This is a genomic window from Pseudarthrobacter sp. NPDC058119, assembly GCF_042884655.1.
Taxonomy (GTDB): domain Bacteria; phylum Actinomycetota; class Actinomycetes; order Actinomycetales; family Micrococcaceae; genus Arthrobacter.
In genome coordinates, this window is sequence record NZ_JBHVTN010000002.1 from 204,478 (window position 1) to 225,587 (window position 21,110).

Sequence of the window (21,110 nt, forward strand, 5' to 3'; positions counted from 1 at the left end):
TCCCTGCATCTGATGAAGGAGCTCGCATGTCCAGCCAGGCCTCGCGGCAGAGGGCCATATTCCTCGATATCGACGGCACCTACGCCGACCACGGGCTGGCTCCCGAGGCGCATGTCGACGCCGTCCGGACTGCCCGGAAGCTCGGCCACCTGGTCTTCGTCTGCACCGGGCGTCCCCTTGCCATGGTCCCCGGGCACATCCTGGACACGGGTTTTGACGGGACCATCACGGGGGCCGGTGCCAGGGTTGAGGTCGGCGGTGAAGTGCTCAAGGACGCACGTTTTGAACCTGGGCTCGCCGCACGCCTCGTCGAAACGCTCGATGCCCACGGCGCCGCCTACATCCTGGAAGCGCCGGAGGCGCTGCACGGCCGGACCGGCGTGGACCGCCGGCTCCGGGAGGTCCTGGAGCCCATCTTTGCCGGCCGACCCCAGCATGACGGCATCCTCAGCACGGATGTCGACCCGCTGGAGGACATCCTGGGGCCGATGCAGTACGGCGATGATCTCCGAGCCACCTCCTACGCCAAAATCTCCTGCTTTGACTCACCGGTGCCGCTGGCCCGACTGATGGCAGACTTCGGCCCCGGGGTCGGCCTGATCCCCAGCTCACTGTCGGCGCTGGGGGACCGTGCGGGGGAGATCTTCATGGCCGGCACCCACAAAGCCGTGGGCATCCAGGTAGTGGAAGCCCGGCTCGGCCTGGACCGGGCGGACATCGTGGCCATCGGCGACAGTGCCAACGACATCGAGATGCTTGAGTACGCGGCGGTGGGCATCGCCGTGGAAGGCGGCCATCCCGCTGTGCTTGCCGTAGCGGACCGGATCACGGTCCCGCCCGCCGGCAACGGCGTGGCGCTGGCGTTCGGGGAGCTTGGACTCCTGGGCTAGCCCTGCGCGTGGCCTGCCTTCAGCGCGCTGCGGCCGCCGTCAGGGCGCCGGGGGCCGTTCCGAGCCCGCGCACCACCCAGCCGTGTTCCTGCCAGGCCTGCGCATCCAGCACGTTGCGCGCGTCCAGGACCACCCGGCGTCGTACCTGCTGCCCGGCCGCGGCGGGACACAGCTGCCGGTACTCATCCCACTCCGTGAGGAGCAGTACCAGCTCGGCATCCAGGAGCGCCCGCTGGGCGGAGGCCTCGAACCGAAGCCTCGGATAACGGCGCCACGCAAGGTTCACTGCCTTGGGATCCGTGACGGTGACGTGGGCTCCGGCAGCGGCCAGCCGGTCCGCAACATCGAGGGCAGGGGAGTCGCGGATGTCGTCGGTGTCAGGCTTGAATGATGCGCCCAGCACGGTGATGGAACGCCCGGCGAGGGTTCCGCCGCACAACTCTGCGGCCAGTCCCACCGTGCGCTCCCGCTGGCCCAGGTTCACGGAATCCACCAGGCGCATCCAGTCCTCCACGGCGGGCACATCCAGGGCAGCCGCCTGGGTGCGGAAGCTGCGGATGTCCTTGGGCAGGCAGCCGCCGCCGAAGCCGAGCCCGGCGTGCAGGTACCGGCTGCCGATCCGCGGGTCCAGCCCCATTGCCTCGCTGAGCTCCGTGACGTCGGCGCCTGCGGCGTCGCACAGTTCGGCCACGGCATTGATGAAGCTCACCTTCGTGGCCAGGTATGCATTCGCGGCGGACTTGATGAGTTCGGCGGTGGCGAAGTTGCAGACCAGCCTGGGAATGCCGGCAGCCAGGAGCGGTTCGTATACGGCGTCCAGGGCCTCAGTCACGCCGGTCGGTGCCCCGGTGTGGGGGTTGAACGCCGCGGAGCGGCCGCCGTCAACGCCGTAGACCAGCCGGTCCGGGACCAGTGAGTCCTTGACGGCGGTGCCCTGCCGCAGGAATTCGGGGTTCCAGCCGAGCATCACATCCGGCCGCCGCGCCAGGATCTCCCGGAGCATGTCCACAGTGCCGACCGGCACCGTGGATTTACCGACGACGACGGCGCCCGCGGCCAGATGCGGCAGCAGCCCTTCCACGGCGGAGACCAGGAAGGTCAGGTCGGCGGCGTCGGACGTTTTGTCCTGCGGCGTCCCCACGCACAGGAAGTGGACCTGGGCCGTGCGCGCCTCGGCCGGATCCGTGGAGAAGCGCAGCCGTCCGGTGGCACGGCCGTGCGCCAGGAGCTCATCAAGCCCGGGTTCGTGGAACGGTGCAGCTCCCTGCGCCAGCTGGGCCGCCTTGCCGGGATTAACGTCGATGCCCACCACCGTGTGGCCCATGGACGCAAGGGTAGCCGCGTGGACGGCGCCGAGATACCCGCAGCCGATCACCGATATCTTCATGATGTTGCTCCTGCCTTTGAAGCCTTCCGCGGGGGTGCGGGCACCGCCGCTATGACGTCCGAATAGTGCCGTACCAGTTCAGTGCAAAGCGCCGGCCACGTCCTGTCCTGGACCGAGGCGTGGGCCGCGGCGGCGAAGGCGCGGCGTTTGGCGTCGTCGCCCACCAGGTCCTGCACCCGGGCGCGCAGGGCGGACAGGTCACCCGGTTCGTAGAGCCAGCCGGTGCGTGAATTCTCCACCAGGTCCAAGGGGCCGCCCCGGCCCGTCGCCACTACCGGTACACCCGACGCCATGGCCTCCTGGATGGTCTGGCAGAAGGTTTCGAACTCGCCGGGATGGACGAACAGGTCAAAGGATGCCACCGTCCGCGCCAGGTCTTCACCGCCCAGGAAGCCGGTGAACGCCGCCTGCGGGAGTGCCGCCTCCAGGGCTGCCCGTTGCGGGCCGTCGCCCACCACCACCAGCCTGGTGTTGGGAATGCCGGCGAGGGCCGAGAGGTCTTCGACCTGCTTTTCGACCGCCAGCCTGCCCACGTAGCCGATGATGCGCTCACCGTCCGGGGCAACCGAAGCCCGCCACCCGTCGTCGCGCTTTTCCGGCGAAAACCGGGCGGTGTCCACGCCGCGGCGCCACATCCGCACCCGCGGGATGCCCCGTCCGCGCAACTGGTTCAGCGCGAACGTGGAGGGCACCAGGGTGCGTGAGGCCAACACGTGGATGTTCTCCACCCGGTTCCAGGCCCAGTTCTCCAGGAAGGGAACGCCGTACCGGGCCGCGTAGCTGGGAACTTCGGTCTGGTAGATCGCCACCGTAGGGATGCCGAGCTGGTGCGCTGCCTGTACTGCGCGCCAGCCCAGGACGAAGGGCGAGGCCAGATGGACGACGTCCGGTGCGTAGTCGGCAAGGATTCGCTTGACCCGGTACACACCGCCCATCGCCACCCGGACGTTCGTGTAGCCGGCGAGCGGGACTGCCGGTAGCCGGTGGACCTCCGCTCCCTTGACCTGGCCCGCCGCGGCTCCTTCCTGCGCTGACGGAGCGATGACCAGTACGTCGTCACCCCGCTCCTGGAGGTGGTCCAGGACCCGAAGGATTGAATGGGTGACGCCGTTCATCAACGGCAGGAATGATTCGGCGACGATTGCGATCCTCACCCCTTCACCGTGCGCGCCGTCCTTGAAATGGCGGGGGAAAAAGCGTTACCCGGAGGAGAAGGCCGGGTGAACAGCTGCCCCGGACGCCAAGAAAAGTACTAAGTAGGCTTGGCATTTGATGCTAAGCATGCTTACGGTAGTGGGGCAGTCAGCGCAGAGCCTCAAGCAGCCGGGGCGGAAGCCGGATGACGGGAGGCAGCCCCGGTCCGGAACATCCACTGCTGGCACACCCAGTGCAACGACAATCCAAGGAGACGTCATGCTCAACAGGGAAAACCTTGAAAACCTGCTCACCAAGGGCGGCCACGTGGTCGGCTCCGACGGCACGAAGATCGGTTCGATCGGCCAGTTGTACGCAGACGACGATACGGGCGAACCCACTTGGGTCACCGTAAAGACCGGCCTCTTCGGCACCTCCGAATCCTTCGTGCCGGTTGAAGGCGCGCACAACCAAGGCGAAGACCTGGTAGTGCCCTTCACCAAGGAGCACGTCAAGGACGCGCCCCGCGTTGATGCCGACGGCCACCTCACCCCCGAGGAAGAGGACCGGCTCTACACCTACTACGACCGCGGTGCACGGACCTACACCGAGGCCACCGCTGGCACCGCCGGCGACGCCGACCTTCAGGGCGATGCGGACCTGAACGCCGGCACTCCCACCGCCGGAATCACGTCAGACCGGGACACCCACACGCACGGGACCGTGGGCCACGATACGTCCGGCCCCACCACTGACGACGCCATGACCCGGTCCGAGGAACAGCTGCACGTGGGCAAGGAGCGCGAGACCGCAGGCCGGGCCCGGCTGCGCAAGTACGTCACTACGGAGAACGTCACCAAGACGATCCCCGTGGAGCGTGAGGAAGTCCGCGTCGAGCGCGAGCCCATCACGGACGCCAACCGCGGTGCGGCCTTGGACGGACCTGCCATCAGCGAGGAAGAGCACGAAGTGGTTCTCCACGAGGAGCGTCCCGTCGTGGAGAAGGAAGCCGTACCGGTGGAGCGGGTACGGCTGGACAAAGAGACAGTCCGCGATGACGTCACAGTCAACGAGGAGGTCCGCAAGGAGCACATCGACACGGACGGCGACACGAGTCGCTGACCGGAGGGGGGAACTCTGTCCCCGCTAAGCAGGGCCGGCTGGCTGGAGCAGCGGGCCCGGACACGGTGAACGGCGCCGGGAGCCTGGTTGGAGGCTCCCGGCGCCGCACCGTTTAAAACGCTGGTGCAGCCGCGCTGGAAGCGGCAACTGCACCAGCCAGTAGGACGAATATCTTCAGAACTTACGGTTCATCTCTCATTCGCGGCTCCTGTTTTCCCGGTTGACGGTATCCGGGTAGGCGGCTGGTCCGGTTCACGCCCACGGCCAGCAGAGAAGGCGGGATGCCCCGGCGGGGCAGGCGTGTGTTGGTTTCTACCAATTTTACGGCGGGGCCAGGCAAAAAGCGCCGCACGGCCGGGCAGTTGGATCTTGATCGGTGCCAACCGCGAGCCTGTCGTTCGCGGATGCGGCGCACCCGCCGTGACACCATGGAACACGATGAAACTGCGCGCTGATCAGACCGGAGACCGTGGCCTTCCGATGCCGTTGTGGCTGCAGGGTGCCCTGGAGGCAGCGCAGGCGGCCATCATCTCGGCACTGGTGGTCGTGGCGCCCATCGTGGCAGTCTGGGCCACAGCGGGATTCGAGAACGGGCAGTTCGAGGTACTGGCACGCCTGGCAGGGCAGTCCTGGCTCCTGGTCCATGGGGTGCCGCTGGAGCTTGCCGGCGCCGGTCCCGGGACCGCCACCCACGGCGGCTCCGGCACTCTGAGCCTGATTCCACTGGGCCTGACCCTGATCCCGTTCCTCCTGGCGTGGCGGGCGGGCCGGAGGCTCGCACGGGCCTCGTATACTGACCAGTTGTGGCAGGCCCTGCTGGGTTCGTGGGCAGTCTATGCAGCGTTCGGCGCAGCCACCGGGTTCGTCTGCCGCAGCAGCGACGTCGTCATCAATCTTTGGTACGCCATGCTGGTTCCCCTGGTCCCGTTCGGCCTCGGCATGGTGGTCGGGGCGCGAAGGGAAGCCGAGTCCTGGAGCCGGCTCATCGGCGTCGACGCGGTGGACTGGATCTCCCGCACCAGCCAGCATTCCCGCTGGGCCGGATCCTACTTTGCCTCCGCGGCGAAGGCGGGCTTTGTTGCCGTCGCCTCCGCCCTAACCCTGGCCGCTGCGCTGCTGGCAGTGGACCTGTTCATCCACTGGAACCTGGTGGTGTCCGTGTATGAAGCGCTCGACGCCGGCCCGGTGGGAGGCGCCGCCCTCACCATCGCGCAGCTGGGCTTCCTGCCCAACCTTGTGGTCTTCGCACTGGCGTGGACGTCCGGGGCCGGATTTGCCCTCGGGGCCGGATCCCAGGCCGGGGCGCTGGGCACGGCAGTGGGACCGCTCCCGTCCATACCTGTCCTGGCCGCCATCCCGTCAGGATCCCTGGACTACGCCGCCGTCGCCCTGATCGTCCCGGTGCTGGCGGGCGTCATGGCGGGATGGTGGTTCCTGCGGGAGGGGGAGAACCACTTTGACGAGTGGCTCGCCATCAAGGTCCACGCCCGCTGGTTCACCGCCACCGTCTCCACCCTTGTCCTCGGTATGCTCGCGGGCCTGGCCGCGGGGGTGCTGGTTATGGGCCTGGCCTGGATCGCGCGGGGGTCGGCAGGGCTGGGGCGCCTGACCGCGATTGGTCCTGATCCGCTATGGACGGCCCTGTGGGTGGCTGCGGAGGTGGCCGTCGGCGTCGTCGTTGGCTACGCGGCCGGACCCTGGCTGGAACGGGAGAAGGCCGGGGCGGCCAACCGTGAAGGGGAACTGGTCCATTAGGACCGCTTCCGGGGCTAGGGAACCCTGGCGGGCAGGACGTCCTGGAACTGCGTCATGCACACCTGGGTGGCCCGGTCCGTCAGCGCCCGTCCCAGGCAGGCCTGGTACTCGCGCACCTGGTTAAACAGGACCAAGGTGGTGACGACCAGCAGCACCATCACGGCTGACACCACCAGCCCGGAAATGGTGCCCAGGAGGACCAGCTTGGACTCCTTCAACCGGATGGACCGGACCAGCAGGACTATGCCGAGGACCAGGCTCGCCGCGGTGAGCAGGATGGTCAGCCACAGGTAGCCCACGTCCAGCTGGTACACGAAGAACGCCCCGAGGACCGTGACCACGAACGTCCTGAACAGGGTGTGGGTCTTGGCGCGGGAGGCTTTCGCTGCCTCGCTGAGCGGGGGCCTGGCCTGGTGCCCCCCGCCCCGGCCCGGTTCGCTGTTCATGTTTTCCAGCGTACGCGAGCCTGCACCTAAGCTGGACCAATGCGTATCGTCGTCCTCGTCTCCGGCACCGGGTCCAACCTCCAGGCAGTTATCGACGCCGTCGAGGCGGGGGAGCTCGATGTGGAAATCGCGGCGGTGGGCGCCGACCGCGAGGGAACCTACGGCGTCGAACGCTCCGCTGCCGCCGGCATCCCCACTTTTGTGGTGGACTTCAAGGCCTATCCGGACCGCGCCGAGTGGAATGCCGCGCTGGCCAGTGCCGTCGCCGCCTACTCGCCGGACGTTGTGGTGTCCTCCGGGTTCATGCGGATTGTCAGCCCGGATTTCATCGACGCGTTCAACGGCAGGTACCTCAACACCCACCCCGCGCTGCTCCCGGCTTTCCCTGGCGCGCACGGCGTTCACGATGCCTTGGCCTATGGCGTCAAGGTCACGGGCTGCACCGTGCACTGGGCCGACGCCGGCGTGGACACCGGCCCCATCATTGCCCAGGAAGCCGTGGCCATCGAGGACGCAGACACCGAGGAAACCCTGCACGAACGCATCAAGGTGGTGGAGCGTCGGCTCCTGGTTTCCACCCTGGCCGCACTCGCCGCGGACCCGGGATACTCCGCCGCCTAACCCACTGTCTGAGGCGCACCCTGTTTCAGGACGCGCCCATTCCTTCGCGAACCCCGAATCCGCGACAGGGAATATGCGCGTCGCCCGTGGCGAAGGGCGTCGCGGCCGGCGGCTTACTGCAGGCGGGCCTGGCGTGTCTCGGGGGAGAAGAACGCCATCCACAGCACGGAAGCCAGCACCAGGGCCCCGGCCAGGGCAAAGGACGTGGCCAGCCCGAGTTCCGGCCAGAAGTAATTCGCGAAGACCAGCGGCCCAAAGCCGGCCCCAAGACGCGAGAATGTGGACGCCCAGCCGAACCCGGTGCCGCGCAGCTCGGTGGGGTAGAGCTCGGACACGTAGGCGTAGAGCACCGGAATGGCTACCTGCACCACGAACCCGAACACCAGCAGCCAGAACACCGCGGCCGTTGGGATATCCACCACGAATGCCACGATCACCAGGGTCAGCGCAGACAACGGCCCGGTGATGGCCAGAATCCATTTGCGCCCGACCCGCTCCACCAGGAGGGCGGCCACCACCACGCCCAGGAAGCCGACGGCGGCCATGGACGCCGTGGTGATGAACGCCTTGTACTCGGCGAAGCCGGCACCAATCAGGATCCTGGGCATCCACGTCAGGGACAGGTAGTACACCAGCAGGACGCTGAAGAACAGGGACCAGGCCGCGGCGGTGATCTTCCAGTTGAACTGCCACACCGAACGCAGCTGGGTCCAGGCGCTGCCGGCGGAAAGCCGGGGGACATCCCGGGCATCGGGAAGGCTGTACGCACGCGGTTCCGCACCTGTGGCCTCCACCAGGCCGTCAATGATTTTGGCCGCTTCTTCCCTTCGACCCTTCCGAATCAGGAAGAGCGGTGACTCAGGGACGCTGCGCCGGATCCAGAAAACGAGCAGGGCCGGCAGGACCATGACCAGCATGGTCAGGCGCCAGTCGCCGTAGAGGGCCACCAGGCCTGCCGAGACGAACCCGGCCAGGGCTGCGCCCACCGGCCACCAGCCGTCCATGGCGGTGAGCACCTTCCCGCGCTGTTTCCGCGGGGTGAACTCACCCACCAGCGCGTAATCCACGGGGATGCACCCGCCCAGGCCAAACCCGGCCATGAACCGGAACACGCAGAACCAGACGAAATCGGGGGCCAACGCACCGAGGACCGTGAACACGGAGAAGAGCAGCAGCGTGGCGGTGAACGCCTTCTTCCGCCCCACCGTGTCCGCGATGGTTCCCCAGATGAAGGCGCCCAGCGCCATGCCGATCAGGTTCGCAGTTCCAACCCAGGCCGCCTCCCCGGCGGACAGCGACCAGTGCTTGGACAGCAGCGGGATCAGGATGCCGTTCAGGGTCACGTCCCAGGCGTCGAACATGAAGCCGAGCCCGCCGATCAGGAAGATCCTGCCTTGGACTTTCCATCGCCAGGGCAGTTCCTGGACCACCTGTTCGCCGCTGGGCACAGTGGTGTAAGTATTCATCGCCGCCTCCTGGTCAAAACTCTAGTCCGCGCCCACGGCGTTCACACTCCGGCAGACACAGGCCATCCGCGCCCTTCGCGATAAACTGGCCCTATCCCCACCAACCGCGGTTTGTTCCGCGAGATAAGACGGAGACATTTGTGAGCTTCACGCAGCATGAGCGCGTATCCATTGACCGTGTACCCATCCGCCGGGCTTTGATCTCGGTTTACGACAAAACCGGTCTGGAGGAGCTCGCCTCGGGCCTGCACGCAGCAGGCGTGAAGCTCGTCTCCACCGGCTCCACGGCCAAGAAGATCGCCGCCGCGGGCATTCCCGTGCAGGAGGTTGAGGAAGTCACAGGTTCGCCCGAGATGCTGGATGGCCGCGTCAAGACGCTGCACCCGCGCGTCCACGGCGGCATCCTGGCGGACCGCCGCGTCCCGGCCCACATGGAGACGCTCGCCAGCATGGACATCGAAGCCTTCGACCTGGTGGTGGTGAACCTCTACCCGTTCGTGGAGACCGTCAAGTCCGGTGCCGCGCAGGACGACGTCGTGGAGCAGATCGATATTGGAGGCCCCGCCATGGTGCGGTCGGCCGCGAAGAACCACGCCGCCGTCGCCATCGTGGTGGACCCCACCTTCTACGGACAGGTGGTGGAGGCTGCCGCGGAAGGCGGCTTCGACCTGAAGACCCGCCGACGCCTCGCCGCGAAGGCCTTCGCGCACACCGCTGCCTACGACAATGCGGTGGCCACCTGGACCGCCAGCCAGTTCCTTGACGAGGACGGCGACGGCGTCATCGACTGGCCCGCCTACGCCGGCCTGTCCCTGGAACGCTCCGAGGTCCTCCGCTACGGCGAGAATCCCCACCAGCAAGCAGCCCTGTACGTGGACAAGGCTGCGCCCGTCGGCATCGCCCAGGCGGACCAGCTGCACGGCAAGGCCATGAGCTACAACAACTTCGTCGACGCCGACGCCGCCCTGCGCGCTGCCTATGACTTCAGCGAGCCCGCCGTCGCCATCATCAAGCACGCCAACCCGTGCGGTGTGGCCGTCGGTTCCGCTGATGCCGCTGACGCCATCGCTGACGCACACGCCAAGGCCCACGCCTGCGACCCCGTCTCCGCATTTGGTGGCGTGATCGCTTCCAACCGCACCGTCACCGCCGGCATGGCCAACACCGTCAAGGACATCTTCACCGAAGTGGTCATCGCACCCGGATTCGAGCCGGAAGCCGTGGAGATCCTCGCCAAGAAGAAGAATATCCGCCTCCTCACCCTGCCCGAGGGCTACGGCCGGTACCCCACGGAGTTCCGCCAGGTCTCCGGTGGCATGCTGGTGCAGGTCACGGACAAGGTGGACGCCGACGGCGACAACCCCGCCAACTGGACCCTCGCCGCCGGCGAGGCTGCCGATGAGAAGACCCTCGCGGACCTTGCCTTCGCCTGGACTGCATGCCGGGCCGCGAAGTCCAACGCCATCCTCCTCGCAGAGAACGGTGCCGCGGTAGGCATCGGCATGGGCCAGGTCAACCGGCTTGATTCCTGCCGCCTCGCCGTGGAGCGGGCCAACACGCTGGGTGTCACGGTGGAGTCCGACGTCGAAGGTGCCGGCGGTGCCTCCAACGCGGACGCGAGCGGCGCGCCTGAGCGTGCCCGCGGTGCCGTTGCTGCCTCGGACGCGTTCTTCCCGTTCGCCGACGGCCTGCAGATCCTGATCGACGCCGGTGTCCGCGCCGTGGTGCAGCCGGGCGGTTCCGTCCGGGATGAGGAAGTCATTGCCGCGGCGAACGCCGCCGGCATCACCATGTACTTCACGGGAGCCCGCCACTTCTTCCACTAGCCCGCCACCGTTCATCGATTGCTCCGTAACTGCCGTTTTCGAGCGTGAAAACGGCAGTTACGGAGCAGTGGATGGTGGTTAACCTTCGACGGCGCCCGTCCCCTGCGAAGGGGACGGGCGCCGTCGTTGTTGTTTTGGCTTAGTGCTGGTCGGTAGGAGTTTCCGGCTCCGGAAGTTGGATCTCCCGGGGCTTCGCTGCCGCCATCCGCTCCTCGGTCCAGTACTCGAGGACTTCCTCGGGTGACTGGTTCAGTTCCACGTGGCTGACGGAACCGTCGTCCTCCGGCACGGGTTTGCTAGGAGGCCGCTGCATTGGCGTAGGTGGACTGGATGACGGAGCCCCAGTACGGGCCGTACATCACGGCGGACCGGTTATAGCCGTAGCTGTTGATGGAGTTCTGGACCCCACCCGAGCCGCTGCCAATGAACCACGGGCCGCCGGAGGAGCCGCCGGTCATGTCGCAGGGGATGCCCTGGGTGCCGAACTGCGGGTTGTTGGGGTCGGGCGCTGCGGCGCCGGTGCAACTCCAGAGGGCCTCACCATTGAACGGCGAGGCGGCGGGGTAGCCGTACGACGTGTAGGTCAGGCCGCGAGCCTGGTTGAAGGCCACGCCGGAGCCGCCGACGACGGACGTCAGGGTCTGGCTTTGGGCGTTCTTCCCTACGACGGCGAAGCCCGTGTCATACGTCATGTCGCCGTTGGAAACCCACTGGTTGGGGGCGTACAGCGCCCTGGCGGTCCACTTGCCGTACGGTGCCGTGCCATTCTCATAGGCGGGCACGAAGATGAAGTTGGTGGCGTAGGCGCCGGGACCCTCGTTCACGCAGTGTCCGGCCGTGGCCACGGTGCTGCCGTTCTTTGAGGACACGGCGTTGCCCGAGCACACGTAGTTTGTACCGCCGAGGGTGAAGAAGACCTTGCCGATGTGCGAGACGGGGTTCTCGCTCTTGGCGATGGTGGGCTTGCCCTTGGTGCCCTGGGTGGTGGAAGGCTTTCCCTTCTCCACGAGGGCGGCGCTGGAGCGGTTTCCACGTTCCAGGGCCTTGCCGGCCAGCGTGTCACCAGGAACGGCTGCCTTCATCCGCTCCGGAGTCCAGTAATCGGCTGCAGCGCCGGCATCGAGCGTGACGCTGGCTACCGACGGAGTGTCGTCTCCGTCGGACGAAGCCGGGGCGGCGGAGGCCCCGCCTGCGGAAGCGAAAGCCAGCACTGCCGCCGCCGAGAGAGTGAGGAGGCCGGAGGCCAGAGACCTGGTGCGTGTCATTGTTGTCCTGTCTGGAAGGGGGGTGGGGCCTGGGGCGGGAGTGACTTAGCGAACTTATCGTCACCCGGCAAGTTTGTACACAGTAGTGAGATATCAAATAGCGGCCGGCGCCCTTTCCTCTCCCTATCCGCACCGTACGCAGAGCGGTGGCCCCGGCACCCACGCCCGCCGCCGCCGTCGTCCGTTCTCCATCGCTGTAATCCTGCTCACCGCCGGGGTAACGCTGGGGTCCCGGTACGGTTCAAAGCCGGGTCCTCGGGTAAGTTGTACATGGTGAAATAGACCGAATTTTCACAACCAAGCCGACCCACAGGGAGACGCCCGCGCATGTCCAAGATTATCTACACCCACACCGACGAAGCGCCGATGCTGGCTACCTATTCGTTCCTGCCCATCATCGAGGCGTTTGCTTCGACAGCAGGTGTGGAGGTGGAGACCCGCGACATCTCGCTCGCCGGCCGCATCATCGCCGTCTTCGGTGACTACCTGACCCCCGAGCAGCAGATCGGTGACGCCCTTGCTGAACTCGGTGAGCTGGCGAAGACGCCGGAAGCCAACATCATCAAGCTGCCCAACATCAGCGCGTCCATCCCGCAGCTGAAGGCCGCCATTGCAGAGCTGCAGGGCCAGGGCTACGCGCTGCCGGACTACCCGGACAACCCGTCCTCGGACGAAGAGACCGCCATCCGCTCGCGCTACGACAAGATCAAGGGCTCCGCCGTGAACCCGGTCCTGCGCGAGGGCAACTCGGACCGCCGCGCCCCGTTGTCCGTCAAGAACTACGCCCGCCAGAACCCGCACTCCATGGGCGCGTGGACCCCGGAGTCCAAGACCAACGTGGCCACCATGGGCCAGGACGATTTCCGCTCCAACGAGAAGTCCGTGGTCATCGAATCCGAAGGCACCATTGCCATCCAGCTGGTCCGCGAAGACGGCTCGGTCAAGGTCCTGAAGAAGGCCTTCCCGGTCCTGGCCGGCGAGGTCATCGACGGCACCGTGATGCGCGCCGCCGCCCTGGACGAGTTCCTGAAGGCGCAGGTTGCCCGCGCCAAGGAAGAGGGCGTGCTGTTCTCCGCACACCTCAAGGCCACCATGATGAAGGTCTCGGACCCCATCATCTTCGGCCACGTGGTGAAGGCGTACTTCTCCGAGCTGTTCGAGACCTACGGCAAGCAGCTTTCCGCCGCCGGCATCAGCCCCAACAACGGCCTCGCAGCCATCCTGAGCAGCCTCGAAGACCTGCCGGCGGACGTCCGCGACGGCGTCCAGAACCTGATCAAGAAGGGCCTGGAAGACGGCCCCGCGCTGGCCATGGTGGACTCCGACAAGGGCATCACCAGCCTGAACGTACCCTCCGACATCATCGTGGACGCCTCCATGCCCGCCATGATCCGCAGCTCCGGCCACATGTGGGGCCCGGACGGCAAGGAAGCCGACACCCTGGCAGTCCTCCCGGACAGCTCCTACGCGGGCATCTACCAGGTGGTCATCGACGACTGCCGTGCCAATGGCGCCTACGACCCCACCACCATGGGCACGGTCCCCAACGTGGGCCTCATGGCACAGGCCGCCGAGGAATACGGCAGCCACGACAAGACGTTCGAAATCCAGGAAGCCGGCACCGTCCAGGTTGTTGACGGCTCCGGAAACGTCCTGCTGGAGCACGAGGTTTCCGTCGGTGACATCTGGCGCGCCTGCCAGACCAAGGACGCCCCCATCCGCGACTGGGTCAAGCTGGCCGTCACCCGTGCCCGCGCCTCCCAGACTCCGGCCGTGTTTTGGCTTGACGAACAGCGCGCCCACGACGCCAACCTCATCACCAAGGTCAACGAGTACCTGAAGGACCACGACACCGAGGGCCTGGACCTCCAGATCATGTCGCCGGTCAAGGCCACTGCCTTCACCCTCGAGCGCATCCGCAAGGGCGAGGACACCATCTCCGTCACTGGCAACGTACTCCGCGACTACCTCACGGACCTGTTCCCCATCCTGGAACTGGGCACCAGCGCCAAGATGCTCTCGGTTGTTCCGTTGATGAACGGCGGCGGGCTCTTCGAAACGGGTGCCGGCGGATCCGCTCCCAAGCACGTCCAGCAGCTGTTGAAGGAAAACCACCTGCGCTGGGACAGCCTGGGTGAATTCCTGGCCCTGGCCGTCAGCTTCGAGCACCTGGCCACCACCACCGGCAACGCCCGCGCCCAGGTCCTGGCCGACACCCTGGACCGCGCCACCGGCACGTTCCTGCTGGAGAACAAGTCCCCGAGCCGCCGCGCCGGTGAGCTGGACAACCGGGGCAGCCACTACTTCCTGGCCCGCTACTGGGCCGAGGAACTGGCCAAGCAGACGGACGACGCCGACCTGGCCGCCGCGTTCAGCCCGGTCGCCAACGAGCTTTCCACCAAGGAAGAAACGATCGTGGGCGAGCTGGCCGAGGTCCAGGGATCACCGGTGGACATTGGAGGCTACTACCGTCCGGAGGATGCCAAGGCGTCCGCCGTCATGCGTCCTTCCGCCACGCTGAACAAGGTCATCGCCAGCCTGGCCTAGCACCTGCCGTTACGGCACAAAGAAGCGGTGCTCCGGTTTTACCGGAGCACCGCTTCTTTCGTTTGCTGCTGGGTGCGGACCTAGTTCTTGCCCTTGCCCTTGTCGCCGTTGTTCTTGCCGGCGTCTGAGCCATTTCCCGAGGAGTTGCCTTGCGCAGGGGCTGGCTGCGGGGCGGGGCCGGGAGCGGTTGTAGGAGCCTGCGCTGCCTGGCTGGCGGCAATCCTGGCGTCTTCGGCAGCCTTCGCGGCCGCGGCCTGCGCGCTGATTGCTTCGTTGAGGTCTGCCCGGACGGCCGTGGCCACGGTGGTGATGCTGCGGCGCCTTTCCTCGGAAACCTGACCCTTGGCCTGCGCCGCGGAAAGGTCCGCTTCCAGACCCTCCAATGCCTTCAGCGCGGCTTCGGGATCATTCTGGGACGAGGCCTGGGTAACTTCAAGCACCCGGGCCTGCAACTGGGTTGCGGCTTCGCGCTGCAGTCCGGTCCCAGGGGCGGCGCAGGCACTGAGGAGGGCTGCCGCCAGCGCAGCCGCGCCCCAGGCCAGCAGGAGCCGGCCCGGCGTACCCTGCTTCAGGATCACGGTGCCACGCTCTTTTGGAGTTCCTGCAGATGGTCACCCAGAACGCCCGTCACAGTCGGATAAGGCACGACGTCGGCCGGGCGGGCGGAGATGCTCATCAGCACCGCAGCGGCGGCTGCGGCAACCAACAAGACGCCGACCACGACGGCCAGCCAGATGCGCCGGCTCCGGGTCAGGCGCGGCTTTGAACCGGACTTGCCGGCCTCCGTGTCCGGGGCAGGACCCGCAGTCCCGGGTGCCGCCGCAGCCTCCCGCACCTCATCCACCGATTCCTCTGCGGTAATGGAGGGAGGGTGGAAGGGCATGGCCGGCAGTACGCGCGTCGTTTCCGGTGCCAGCTCGCCCGGCGTCGACGCGGGGGAGACCAGCGCTTGGCGCAGCGCCGTTTCAATGTCAGCGGCAGCCGGCCGTTCCAGCGGCTCGATGGCGGTCATCGAACGGATCAGGTCGGCCCATTCTGAGGGGACGTCGTCGGGAATTTCCGGGGCACGGTGGAGCCGCGCAACCGCCGACTCCACGGCGCTGCCGGGGTATTCGACGGTGCCTTTGATGCATTCGAGCAGCACCAGCCCCAAAGAATAAATGTCCGTGGCCGACGACAGGGGTTTGCCCAGGGCCTGCTCCGGGCTGAGGTAGGCGGCGGTCCCCACCATGGTGCCCGTGGCCGTGAGCCGGGTGGAATCGACAATCCTCGCGATGCCGAAATCCGTGAGCTTGGGACGCAGCGGTTCGCCGGGGCGGATCTGCACCAGGAGGATGTTGCCCGGCTTGATGTCGCGGTGGATGATACCCAGGCCGTGCACATAGGCCAGGGCGTCGGCGATGCCGGCGCCGATGACCGACAACTCCTCCAACGGAACGGTGCTGTGGCGGATACGGCTGCGCAGGTCCTGGCCCTCCACCAGTTCCATGGTCAGGAACGGCCGGGGCTCATCCGGGATACGGTCATCGATTCCCGCATCGAAAAGTGTCACCAGGCCGGGGTGGTTGAGCGTTGCCAGGAGCTGGATTTCGGCTTCCTGCCGCTTGAGCTCGTCCGCGTCCGGGGCTTGCGGGGCGAAAAGCTTCAATGCAACGTCGCGGCCCAGGTTTTCGTCCCGCGCACAATAGACCGACGACATTCCGCCACGGCCTACGACTTCACCCAAACGGTAGCGACCGCCGACAACTTCATTCTTGATGGAGCTAGGCGATTCCGCCACCATGACCGTTCCTCCCGGTGCGCTGCGGCACTGTCGTACCCCAAATTATACGGGCGGTGGGGCAGAACCGGCGATTGACCCCGGCGTTCGCCTCCCGGCACGCCGACAGCCCGGCGGCGATTTTCGAACACATTCGCCGCCGGACTACCGGCTACAAGGACATGTGTGCTGAAGACATGTTTTATACAGGTAATGCGTTTCGGGGCTGCTGACCTCCTTCCGCCAGCCCGCTGCGTGCTGCCGCTTCAGGCGCACAGGTGCGGGCACATACCGTTCTGTCGTGGGCCGCTACGAGACCTTGCGCCTGCGGAGCACCAGGATCCCGGCGGCCAGCAGCAGCAGGGCCAGGGGAACCAGCGATCCGTCCCAGCCCGTGTTGGCAAGGGCTGTGTGGGCACCGTTCGCCGTACCAGCCGCCGGGTTGCCGCTGGCAGGGGCAACCCGTGGCGCAGTCACAGGGGCGATGGCCCCGCTGACTGCCGCGGAGCCGGCTGGTGCTGCCGTGAAGCCGTCGACGCCTGCAGTACCCGTACCGCCGGTCGAGTCATCGCCTGTGGTGCCGTTGCCGGCGCCATTGTCTCCAGCGTTGTCCGAACCCGGGTTGTCCGCGCCGGGGTCAAGGGTGCCGGTGTCACCGGTGGTGCCGTCACCCGGGCCGGTGGTACCCGGATCCGAGGTACCCGGAGTTCCCGTGGTGTTGTCACCGCCGAGCCCGATGCCCAGGTCAATACCAAGATCGGCGACGGCATCGAGGCCGCCGTTGCCTGCGGTTCCGGTGCCTGGATCAACAGCAAGGTCTGCGGCTGCGTCGATCGCTGCCGCCGTGTCGCCACCGGTCATGCCGCCAAGGCCTAGGCCTACAGCTGCTTCTACGGCGAGGTCCGCCGTTGTTCCCGTGCCGTCGGTGGCGGGGCTGGTGATGCTGTCCAGCCCGAGGTTGACTGCTGCGTCGACGGCGAGATCTGCGGTGGTGCCGGTGGTTGCGGGATCGGTGGTTGTGGCATTGCCGAGCCCGAGGTCCACGTTGGCGTTGACGGCGAGGTCCGCCGTTGTTCCCGTGCCGTCGGTGGCGGGGCTGGTGATGCTGCCCAGCCCTAGGTTGACGTCAGCTGCGGCGGCGAGGTCGGTGGTGCCGGTGGTTGCGGGATCGGTGGTTGTGGCATTGCCGAGCCCCAGGTCCACGTTGGCGTCGACGGCGAGGTCCGCCGTTGTTCCCGTGCCGTCGGTGGCGGGGCTGGTGATGCTGCCCAGCCCGAGATTGACGTCCGCTGCGGCGGCGAGGTCGGTGGTGCCGGTGGTTGTGGGATCGGTGGTTGTGGCATTGCCGAGCCCGAGGTCCACGTTGGCGTTGGCGGCGAGGTCTGCCGTGGTTCCCGTGCCGGTGGCGGGGTCGGCGACGCCGCCGAGGCCGAGGTTGACGTCCGCTGCGGCCGCCACGTCAGTGGTGCCGGTGGTTGAGGTATCTGTGGGCGCGACAGCCCCCAGCCCGAGGTTGACGTCCACTGCAGCGGCGACACCTGTTGATCCGGCCGGCGTTGGGTCACCCAGCAGGCCCAACGACGTCGAGTCAGCGGGTGCCGCCGCCGAGACCAGGGCGGAGGCGGAGAGGTCCGTCCCGCTGGTGGTGTCCGCCGCGTTAGCGGTGGCGCAGCCGAAGGCCAGCAGGCCGCCGGCAAAGAGGGTGCTCAGCAGCCCCCTGCGAAGTGTGCAGTTCATGGTTGTACTCCTGAATAGTTGAGTGTCCGGGCGCTGGAGAGCTGCCCGTAGAGCCGCGTGCTGCCCGTGGCAGGGCAGGGGGTCTCAACTAGTCAGGAGAAGAGCCGGGGTCGAATGACACCGGTGAGGGAACGTGCCCGGGGGACGGGTCGGCGCGGACAGCGCCGGCCCCTTCAAGGTCGAAGTGAATGGGGTTGAGCCACGCGGCGGCGGCCGACGTGCCGCCCGATGAACCGCTGCTGCCTGCGCCGGACGCCGGGGCTGCCGGAGCCTGGGCAGGAACGGGCAACGGGTCGACAGCCAGCGGCTGTTCCGCTTGGGAGCCCATGGCCTCGAAAACCAGGGCCTTTGTTACTGCCGCGCCGGCCAGGACGCGTGCATCCGAGGATTCCAGGCCCGGCCCGTAAATGCCGGCTGCTGCCGCGGACAGCTCATCAACTGCCTCGCCGGATTCTGCGGCCGTGCCTATAGCATCCGGCGCCTCTTCCACCGCTGGGGGCTGCTCCTGCGCAGGAGCGGGGACCACTGTGCCGGGAACATCCACCTGCACGTCATCCAAGGATGGGAGGGCCAGCGGAACAGCGCCGGTCAGAAGATCTGAAACCGGCTGGAGCACCGGCTCCAGCACCGGAAGAGCCTCGGCTGCAGGGGCTGTAAGATCCCGGGCCACACCCGCAGCCACGTTGTCGGCAATCTGAACCACAGGATCCGAAACCCCGGAAACAGTTCCGGCCGGAACCACCTGGTCCACCACGGGAACGGCGGCGATGAGGTTGTCCGCCAGGCCGGCAACCGGTGCTACGGCAGGCTGCAGCAGCCCGGGCTCCGCAGCGTGGCCGCCCGCGGAGCCGGCAGGAACCTGTGCGACGGTTGCCGGAAGATCCTGGGTCAGGGAGGACACGGAACTGGTGACCCCGTTCAGCAGGGAGGAGGACTCAGTACTTGTGTCGGCGGTTGCAGCCGTTGAGGAAAGGGTCAGCCATGTGACGGCTGCAGCTCCGGCAAGAAGTACAGGGCGCAGGGCATGCCATGGCGAGCTATTACGAGCCATGCGTACCACCCCCCAGTGACCGGCGCAATCGATGCTGCCTAAATGCTAAGACTGCTTATCGCTCAAAGTCCAGCATTCAGTCAAGGGAATTTACAAATGCCGGCAATGGACGCAGAAACTGTCAACGGAAAAAAAGGGGCCGCGGTACTTGATCTTCAAGCAAAAGCTGCCCGTCGCCGTCGTGCGCAGCCTCTGTCGGTCCTGCTAGTGCCTGTCGTTGGGGTAGGTCACCCCGAGTTGCGCGCGAACACCGTCGAAGAGGCGCATCGTGTTCAGGGTGTCCTCAAGCGGCATTACCGGGCTCTCGGTCAGCCCCTGCTGGACACACCGCATCACCTCGCGGAGCTCGTAGGCATAGCCCTTTCCCACGACGTCGAAGGTCTCTGTCCGGCGGTCCTCCCACCCCCTGGCGATGACCAGTTCGCGGGGATTGTTGATGGAACCCACGCTCTGCAGGAACCCCAGGCTCCCGGCCACCGTGGCAGTGCGCGGACCGTGGGCCAGGAGGGAGGAGGTGAGCTGGACCTGGGCGGCGTGGCCGTAGCCAAGGCTCAGTGCGTTTTGGGCGTCCACGCCGTCGTCGTTGACGAAGCCTGTGGCACTGACGGTCTGCGGAAAACCAATAGTACCCAGCGCCCACAGCAGCGGGTAAACGGACAGATCCAGCAGGGCACCTCCGCCGTCCTTCCGCGCCCACAACCTCGCCGTGGGGGAGTAGGGCGCTGGGAAACCAAGGTCTGCAGTGACCCAATGGATGTCGCCCAGCTCGCCGGACGCCGCAATTTCGAAAGCGCGCTGCATTGACGGCAGGAACCGGCTCCAGACCGCCTCCATCAGGAACAGGTTCCGGCTGCGCGCAACCTCGATTAGCTCCGCCGCTTCCCGGGCGTTGATAGTGAAGGCCTTTTCGCACAGGACGTGCTTGCCCGCGTTCAGCGCAGCCAGGACCATCTCGTGGTGCTGCGCATGCGGGGTGGCGACGTAGACAACGTCCACCGCATCGTCGGCGAGCAGCCGCTGGTAGCCGGGGACCCCGCCGTCGTCCCCGTAGGCCTTTGCGAAGTCGTAGGCCACGGCGAACGCATCCGCGGTGTCCTGCGCCCTGGAACTGACCGCATAGAGCTCGGCATCCTCAAGCAGTGCCAAATCCTGGGAGACGGCCCGGGCGATGCTGCCCGTTGCGATGATTCCCCAGCGCAGCGGGTTTCCGGTGGCGGTCCGGGGATCCTGGTCAGGCTGCGTGGAAAGCCACGGTGTGGCGATGGGAGCGCTCATAGCTGCCATCCTGTCACAGCGGCACCGCAGGAGAGGAGAACCTCCGGCGAGGGGAGGAGCTATGGGAAAAGAGGGCCGGGGGTGGAGCGCAAGCCCCTGCCCCTGGCCCTCTTCCGGAGGTCAGGCGCTCGCGGCGACGGCGGTCCGTCCCCGGACCGGCTCTTCCGTCAGCTTGCCCTGCTGCAGCCGGAACCGGCGGTCGGTCTTGTTTGCCAGGACCCTGTCGTGGGTGACCACCAAAATGGTGGTGTTGTGGTCGCGGCTGAGTGAGCTGAGGAGCTCGATGATGTGGTCACCGGTCTGCTCATCAAGGTTGCCGGTGGGCTCGTCGGCCAGGATCAGCTTCGGCTCGTTGGCCAGGGCGCGGGCAATGGCCACGCGCTGCTGCTCGCCGCCCGAGAGCCTGTTGATCCGCCGGTCGTGCTTGGACGGATCAAGCTGCACCTGTTCCAGCAGTCCCTTGGCCCGCTCCAGCCTGGCCGACTTCCGCATGCCGGCGAATTCCATCGGCAGCATGACATTGTCCACGGCGGACAGGTTGGGGATCAGGTTGAATTGCTGGAACACGAATCCGATGTCCCGGCGCCGGTACTCGGTCAGCTTGCCGTCCGGCATTCCCGCCAGGCTGACGCCGTTGACGACGACGTCCCCGCTGGTGGGTTTGTCCAGCGCACCCAGGAGGGACAACAGGGTGCTTTTGCCGCTGCCGCTCTTGCCCACGATCGAGGCTAGGGTGCCCTGCTCCAGGACGAAGCTGACATCGTTGACCGGCTTGATGGCGCGGTCACCGGAGTTGAAGGTGCGGACAAGGTTCTTGACTTCAATCATG

Annotated in this window: 18 protein-coding genes; 6 read left to right on the top strand and 12 right to left on the bottom strand. The window is 66.9% G+C overall.

The window, feature by feature from the left end; translation table 11 throughout:
* Positions 1–26 precede the first annotated feature (26 nt).
* On the top strand, positions 27–890 hold the full coding sequence (locus ACFVTD_RS05980) for an HAD hydrolase family protein (RefSeq protein ID WP_387559534.1): 864 nt from the start codon (positions 27–29) through the stop codon (positions 888–890).
* Between the two features lie 19 nt (positions 891–909).
* On the opposite strand, the gene ACFVTD_RS05985 is transcribed toward ACFVTD_RS05980, so the two are convergent.
* Positions 910–2,277: a UDP-glucose dehydrogenase family protein gene (locus ACFVTD_RS05985; RefSeq protein ID WP_387559537.1), complete on the bottom strand. Its 1,368-nt coding sequence runs from the start codon at positions 2,275–2,277 to the stop codon at positions 910–912.
* Positions 2,274–3,431 (bottom strand): glycosyltransferase family 4 protein, encoded by a 1,158-nt coding sequence (locus ACFVTD_RS05990; protein ID WP_387559540.1) that lies wholly within the window; start codon positions 3,429–3,431, stop codon positions 2,274–2,276. Before ACFVTD_RS05990 ends, ACFVTD_RS05985 begins: the two co-directional genes overlap by 4 nt.
* A gap of 259 nt (positions 3,432–3,690) precedes the next feature.
* On the opposite strand from ACFVTD_RS05990, the gene ACFVTD_RS05995 reads away from it, so the two are divergent.
* Positions 3,691–4,533 carry a DUF2382 domain-containing protein gene (locus ACFVTD_RS05995; protein ID WP_387559543.1) on the top strand — a complete coding sequence of 281 codons (843 nt, stop codon included), beginning with the start codon at positions 3,691–3,693 and terminating at the stop codon, positions 4,531–4,533.
* 438 nt (positions 4,534–4,971) lie between these two features.
* A complete protein-coding gene (locus ACFVTD_RS06000; RefSeq protein ID WP_387559546.1) occupies positions 4,972–6,288 on the top strand; it encodes a DUF6350 family protein in 1,317 nt (438 codons plus the stop codon).
* A gap of 14 nt (positions 6,289–6,302) precedes the next feature.
* On the opposite strand, the gene ACFVTD_RS06005 is transcribed toward ACFVTD_RS06000, so the two are convergent.
* Positions 6,303–6,734, bottom strand: coding sequence for a hypothetical protein (locus ACFVTD_RS06005; RefSeq protein WP_387559549.1), 432 nt, complete (start codon positions 6,732–6,734; stop codon positions 6,303–6,305).
* Positions 6,735–6,773: 39 nt separating this feature from the next.
* Here ACFVTD_RS06005 and purN point away from each other — a divergent pair, with 39 nt between their 5' ends.
* Positions 6,774–7,355, top strand: a complete 582-nt coding sequence (gene purN / locus ACFVTD_RS06010) for a phosphoribosylglycinamide formyltransferase (RefSeq protein ID WP_387559552.1) — start codon at positions 6,774–6,776, stop codon at positions 7,353–7,355.
* Between the two features lie 113 nt (positions 7,356–7,468).
* Here the strand turns inward: purN and ACFVTD_RS06015 are convergent, their stop codons facing one another.
* On the bottom strand, positions 7,469–8,821 hold the full coding sequence (locus ACFVTD_RS06015; protein WP_387559555.1) for an MFS transporter: 1,353 nt from the start codon (positions 8,819–8,821) through the stop codon (positions 7,469–7,471).
* 140 nt (positions 8,822–8,961) lie between these two features.
* On the opposite strand from ACFVTD_RS06015, the gene purH reads away from it, so the two are divergent.
* Positions 8,962–10,647, top strand: coding sequence for a bifunctional phosphoribosylaminoimidazolecarboxamide formyltransferase/IMP cyclohydrolase (gene purH / locus ACFVTD_RS06020; protein ID WP_387559558.1), 1,686 nt, complete (start codon positions 8,962–8,964; stop codon positions 10,645–10,647).
* Between the two features lie 139 nt (positions 10,648–10,786).
* On the opposite strand, the gene ACFVTD_RS06025 is transcribed toward purH, so the two are convergent.
* On the bottom strand, positions 10,787–10,936 hold the full coding sequence (locus ACFVTD_RS06025) for a hypothetical protein (protein WP_387559561.1): 150 nt from the start codon (positions 10,934–10,936) through the stop codon (positions 10,787–10,789).
* Between the two features lie 7 nt (positions 10,937–10,943).
* The gene (locus tag ACFVTD_RS06030) at positions 10,944–11,912 is read right to left on the bottom strand and encodes a hypothetical protein (protein ID WP_387559564.1); all 969 of its coding nucleotides are present in this window, start codon (positions 11,910–11,912) and stop codon (positions 10,944–10,946) included.
* Between the two features lie 327 nt (positions 11,913–12,239).
* On the opposite strand from ACFVTD_RS06030, the gene ACFVTD_RS06035 reads away from it, so the two are divergent.
* Positions 12,240–14,459, top strand: coding sequence for an NADP-dependent isocitrate dehydrogenase (locus tag ACFVTD_RS06035; RefSeq protein WP_387559567.1), 2,220 nt, complete (start codon positions 12,240–12,242; stop codon positions 14,457–14,459).
* An 80-nt stretch (positions 14,460–14,539) separates the two neighbouring features.
* On the opposite strand, the gene ACFVTD_RS06040 is transcribed toward ACFVTD_RS06035, so the two are convergent.
* The 6 genes from ACFVTD_RS06040 to ACFVTD_RS06065 form a co-directional block, all read right to left on the bottom strand.
* Entirely contained in the window at positions 14,540–15,037 is a 498-nt protein-coding gene (locus ACFVTD_RS06040; protein ID WP_387559570.1) for a hypothetical protein, read from the bottom strand.
* Positions 15,034–16,242, bottom strand: coding sequence for a serine/threonine-protein kinase (locus tag ACFVTD_RS06045; protein WP_387559573.1), 1,209 nt, complete (start codon positions 16,240–16,242; stop codon positions 15,034–15,036). The genes ACFVTD_RS06040 and ACFVTD_RS06045 overlap by 4 nt, the downstream gene beginning before the upstream one ends.
* A 285-nt stretch (positions 16,243–16,527) precedes the next feature.
* Entirely contained in the window at positions 16,528–17,955 is a 1,428-nt protein-coding gene (locus ACFVTD_RS06050; protein WP_387559576.1) for a hypothetical protein, read from the bottom strand.
* Between the two features lie 88 nt (positions 17,956–18,043).
* On the bottom strand, positions 18,044–19,006 hold the full coding sequence (locus ACFVTD_RS06055) for a hypothetical protein (protein ID WP_387559579.1): 963 nt from the start codon (positions 19,004–19,006) through the stop codon (positions 18,044–18,046).
* Between the two features lie 204 nt (positions 19,007–19,210).
* Complete coding sequence (locus tag ACFVTD_RS06060; protein WP_387559582.1) at positions 19,211–20,281, bottom strand: Gfo/Idh/MocA family protein; 1,071 nt, start codon at positions 20,279–20,281, stop codon at positions 19,211–19,213.
* Between the two features lie 120 nt (positions 20,282–20,401).
* Positions 20,402–21,109: an ABC transporter ATP-binding protein gene (locus tag ACFVTD_RS06065; RefSeq protein WP_387559585.1), complete on the bottom strand. Its 708-nt coding sequence runs from the start codon at positions 21,107–21,109 to the stop codon at positions 20,402–20,404.
* Position 21,110 lies beyond the last annotated feature (1 nt).

Excerpts from the sequence above, each read along its gene's own strand:
- ACFVTD_RS06045 (WP_387559573.1), bottom strand. The coding sequence starts at position 16,242 with ATGGTGGCGGAATCGCCTAGCTCCATCAAGAATGAAGTTGTCGGCGGT.
- purN (WP_387559552.1), top strand. The coding sequence starts at position 6,774 with ATGCGTATCGTCGTCCTCGTCTCCGGCACCGGGTCCAACCTCCAGGCA.
- ACFVTD_RS06030 (WP_387559564.1), bottom strand. The coding sequence starts at position 11,912 with ATGACACGCACCAGGTCTCTGGCCTCCGGCCTCCTCACTCTCTCGGCG.
- ACFVTD_RS06015 (WP_387559555.1), bottom strand. The coding sequence starts at position 8,821 with ATGAATACTTACACCACTGTGCCCAGCGGCGAACAGGTGGTCCAGGAA.
- ACFVTD_RS06050 (WP_387559576.1), bottom strand. The coding sequence starts at position 17,955 with ATGAACTGCACACTTCGCAGGGGGCTGCTGAGCACCCTCTTTGCCGGC.
- ACFVTD_RS05980 (WP_387559534.1), top strand. The coding sequence starts at position 27 with ATGTCCAGCCAGGCCTCGCGGCAGAGGGCCATATTCCTCGATATCGAC.
- ACFVTD_RS06065 (WP_387559585.1), bottom strand. The coding sequence starts at position 21,109 with ATGATTGAAGTCAAGAACCTTGTCCGCACCTTCAACTCCGGTGACCGC.
- ACFVTD_RS06005 (WP_387559549.1), bottom strand. The coding sequence starts at position 6,734 with ATGAACAGCGAACCGGGCCGGGGCGGGGGGCACCAGGCCAGGCCCCCG.
- ACFVTD_RS06000 (WP_387559546.1), top strand. The coding sequence starts at position 4,972 with ATGAAACTGCGCGCTGATCAGACCGGAGACCGTGGCCTTCCGATGCCG.
- ACFVTD_RS06060 (WP_387559582.1), bottom strand. The coding sequence starts at position 20,281 with ATGAGCGCTCCCATCGCCACACCGTGGCTTTCCACGCAGCCTGACCAG.
- ACFVTD_RS05995 (WP_387559543.1), top strand. The coding sequence starts at position 3,691 with ATGCTCAACAGGGAAAACCTTGAAAACCTGCTCACCAAGGGCGGCCAC.
- ACFVTD_RS06055 (WP_387559579.1), bottom strand. The coding sequence starts at position 19,006 with ATGGCTCGTAATAGCTCGCCATGGCATGCCCTGCGCCCTGTACTTCTT.
- ACFVTD_RS06035 (WP_387559567.1), top strand. The coding sequence starts at position 12,240 with ATGTCCAAGATTATCTACACCCACACCGACGAAGCGCCGATGCTGGCT.
- ACFVTD_RS05985 (WP_387559537.1), bottom strand. The coding sequence starts at position 2,277 with ATGAAGATATCGGTGATCGGCTGCGGGTATCTCGGCGCCGTCCACGCG.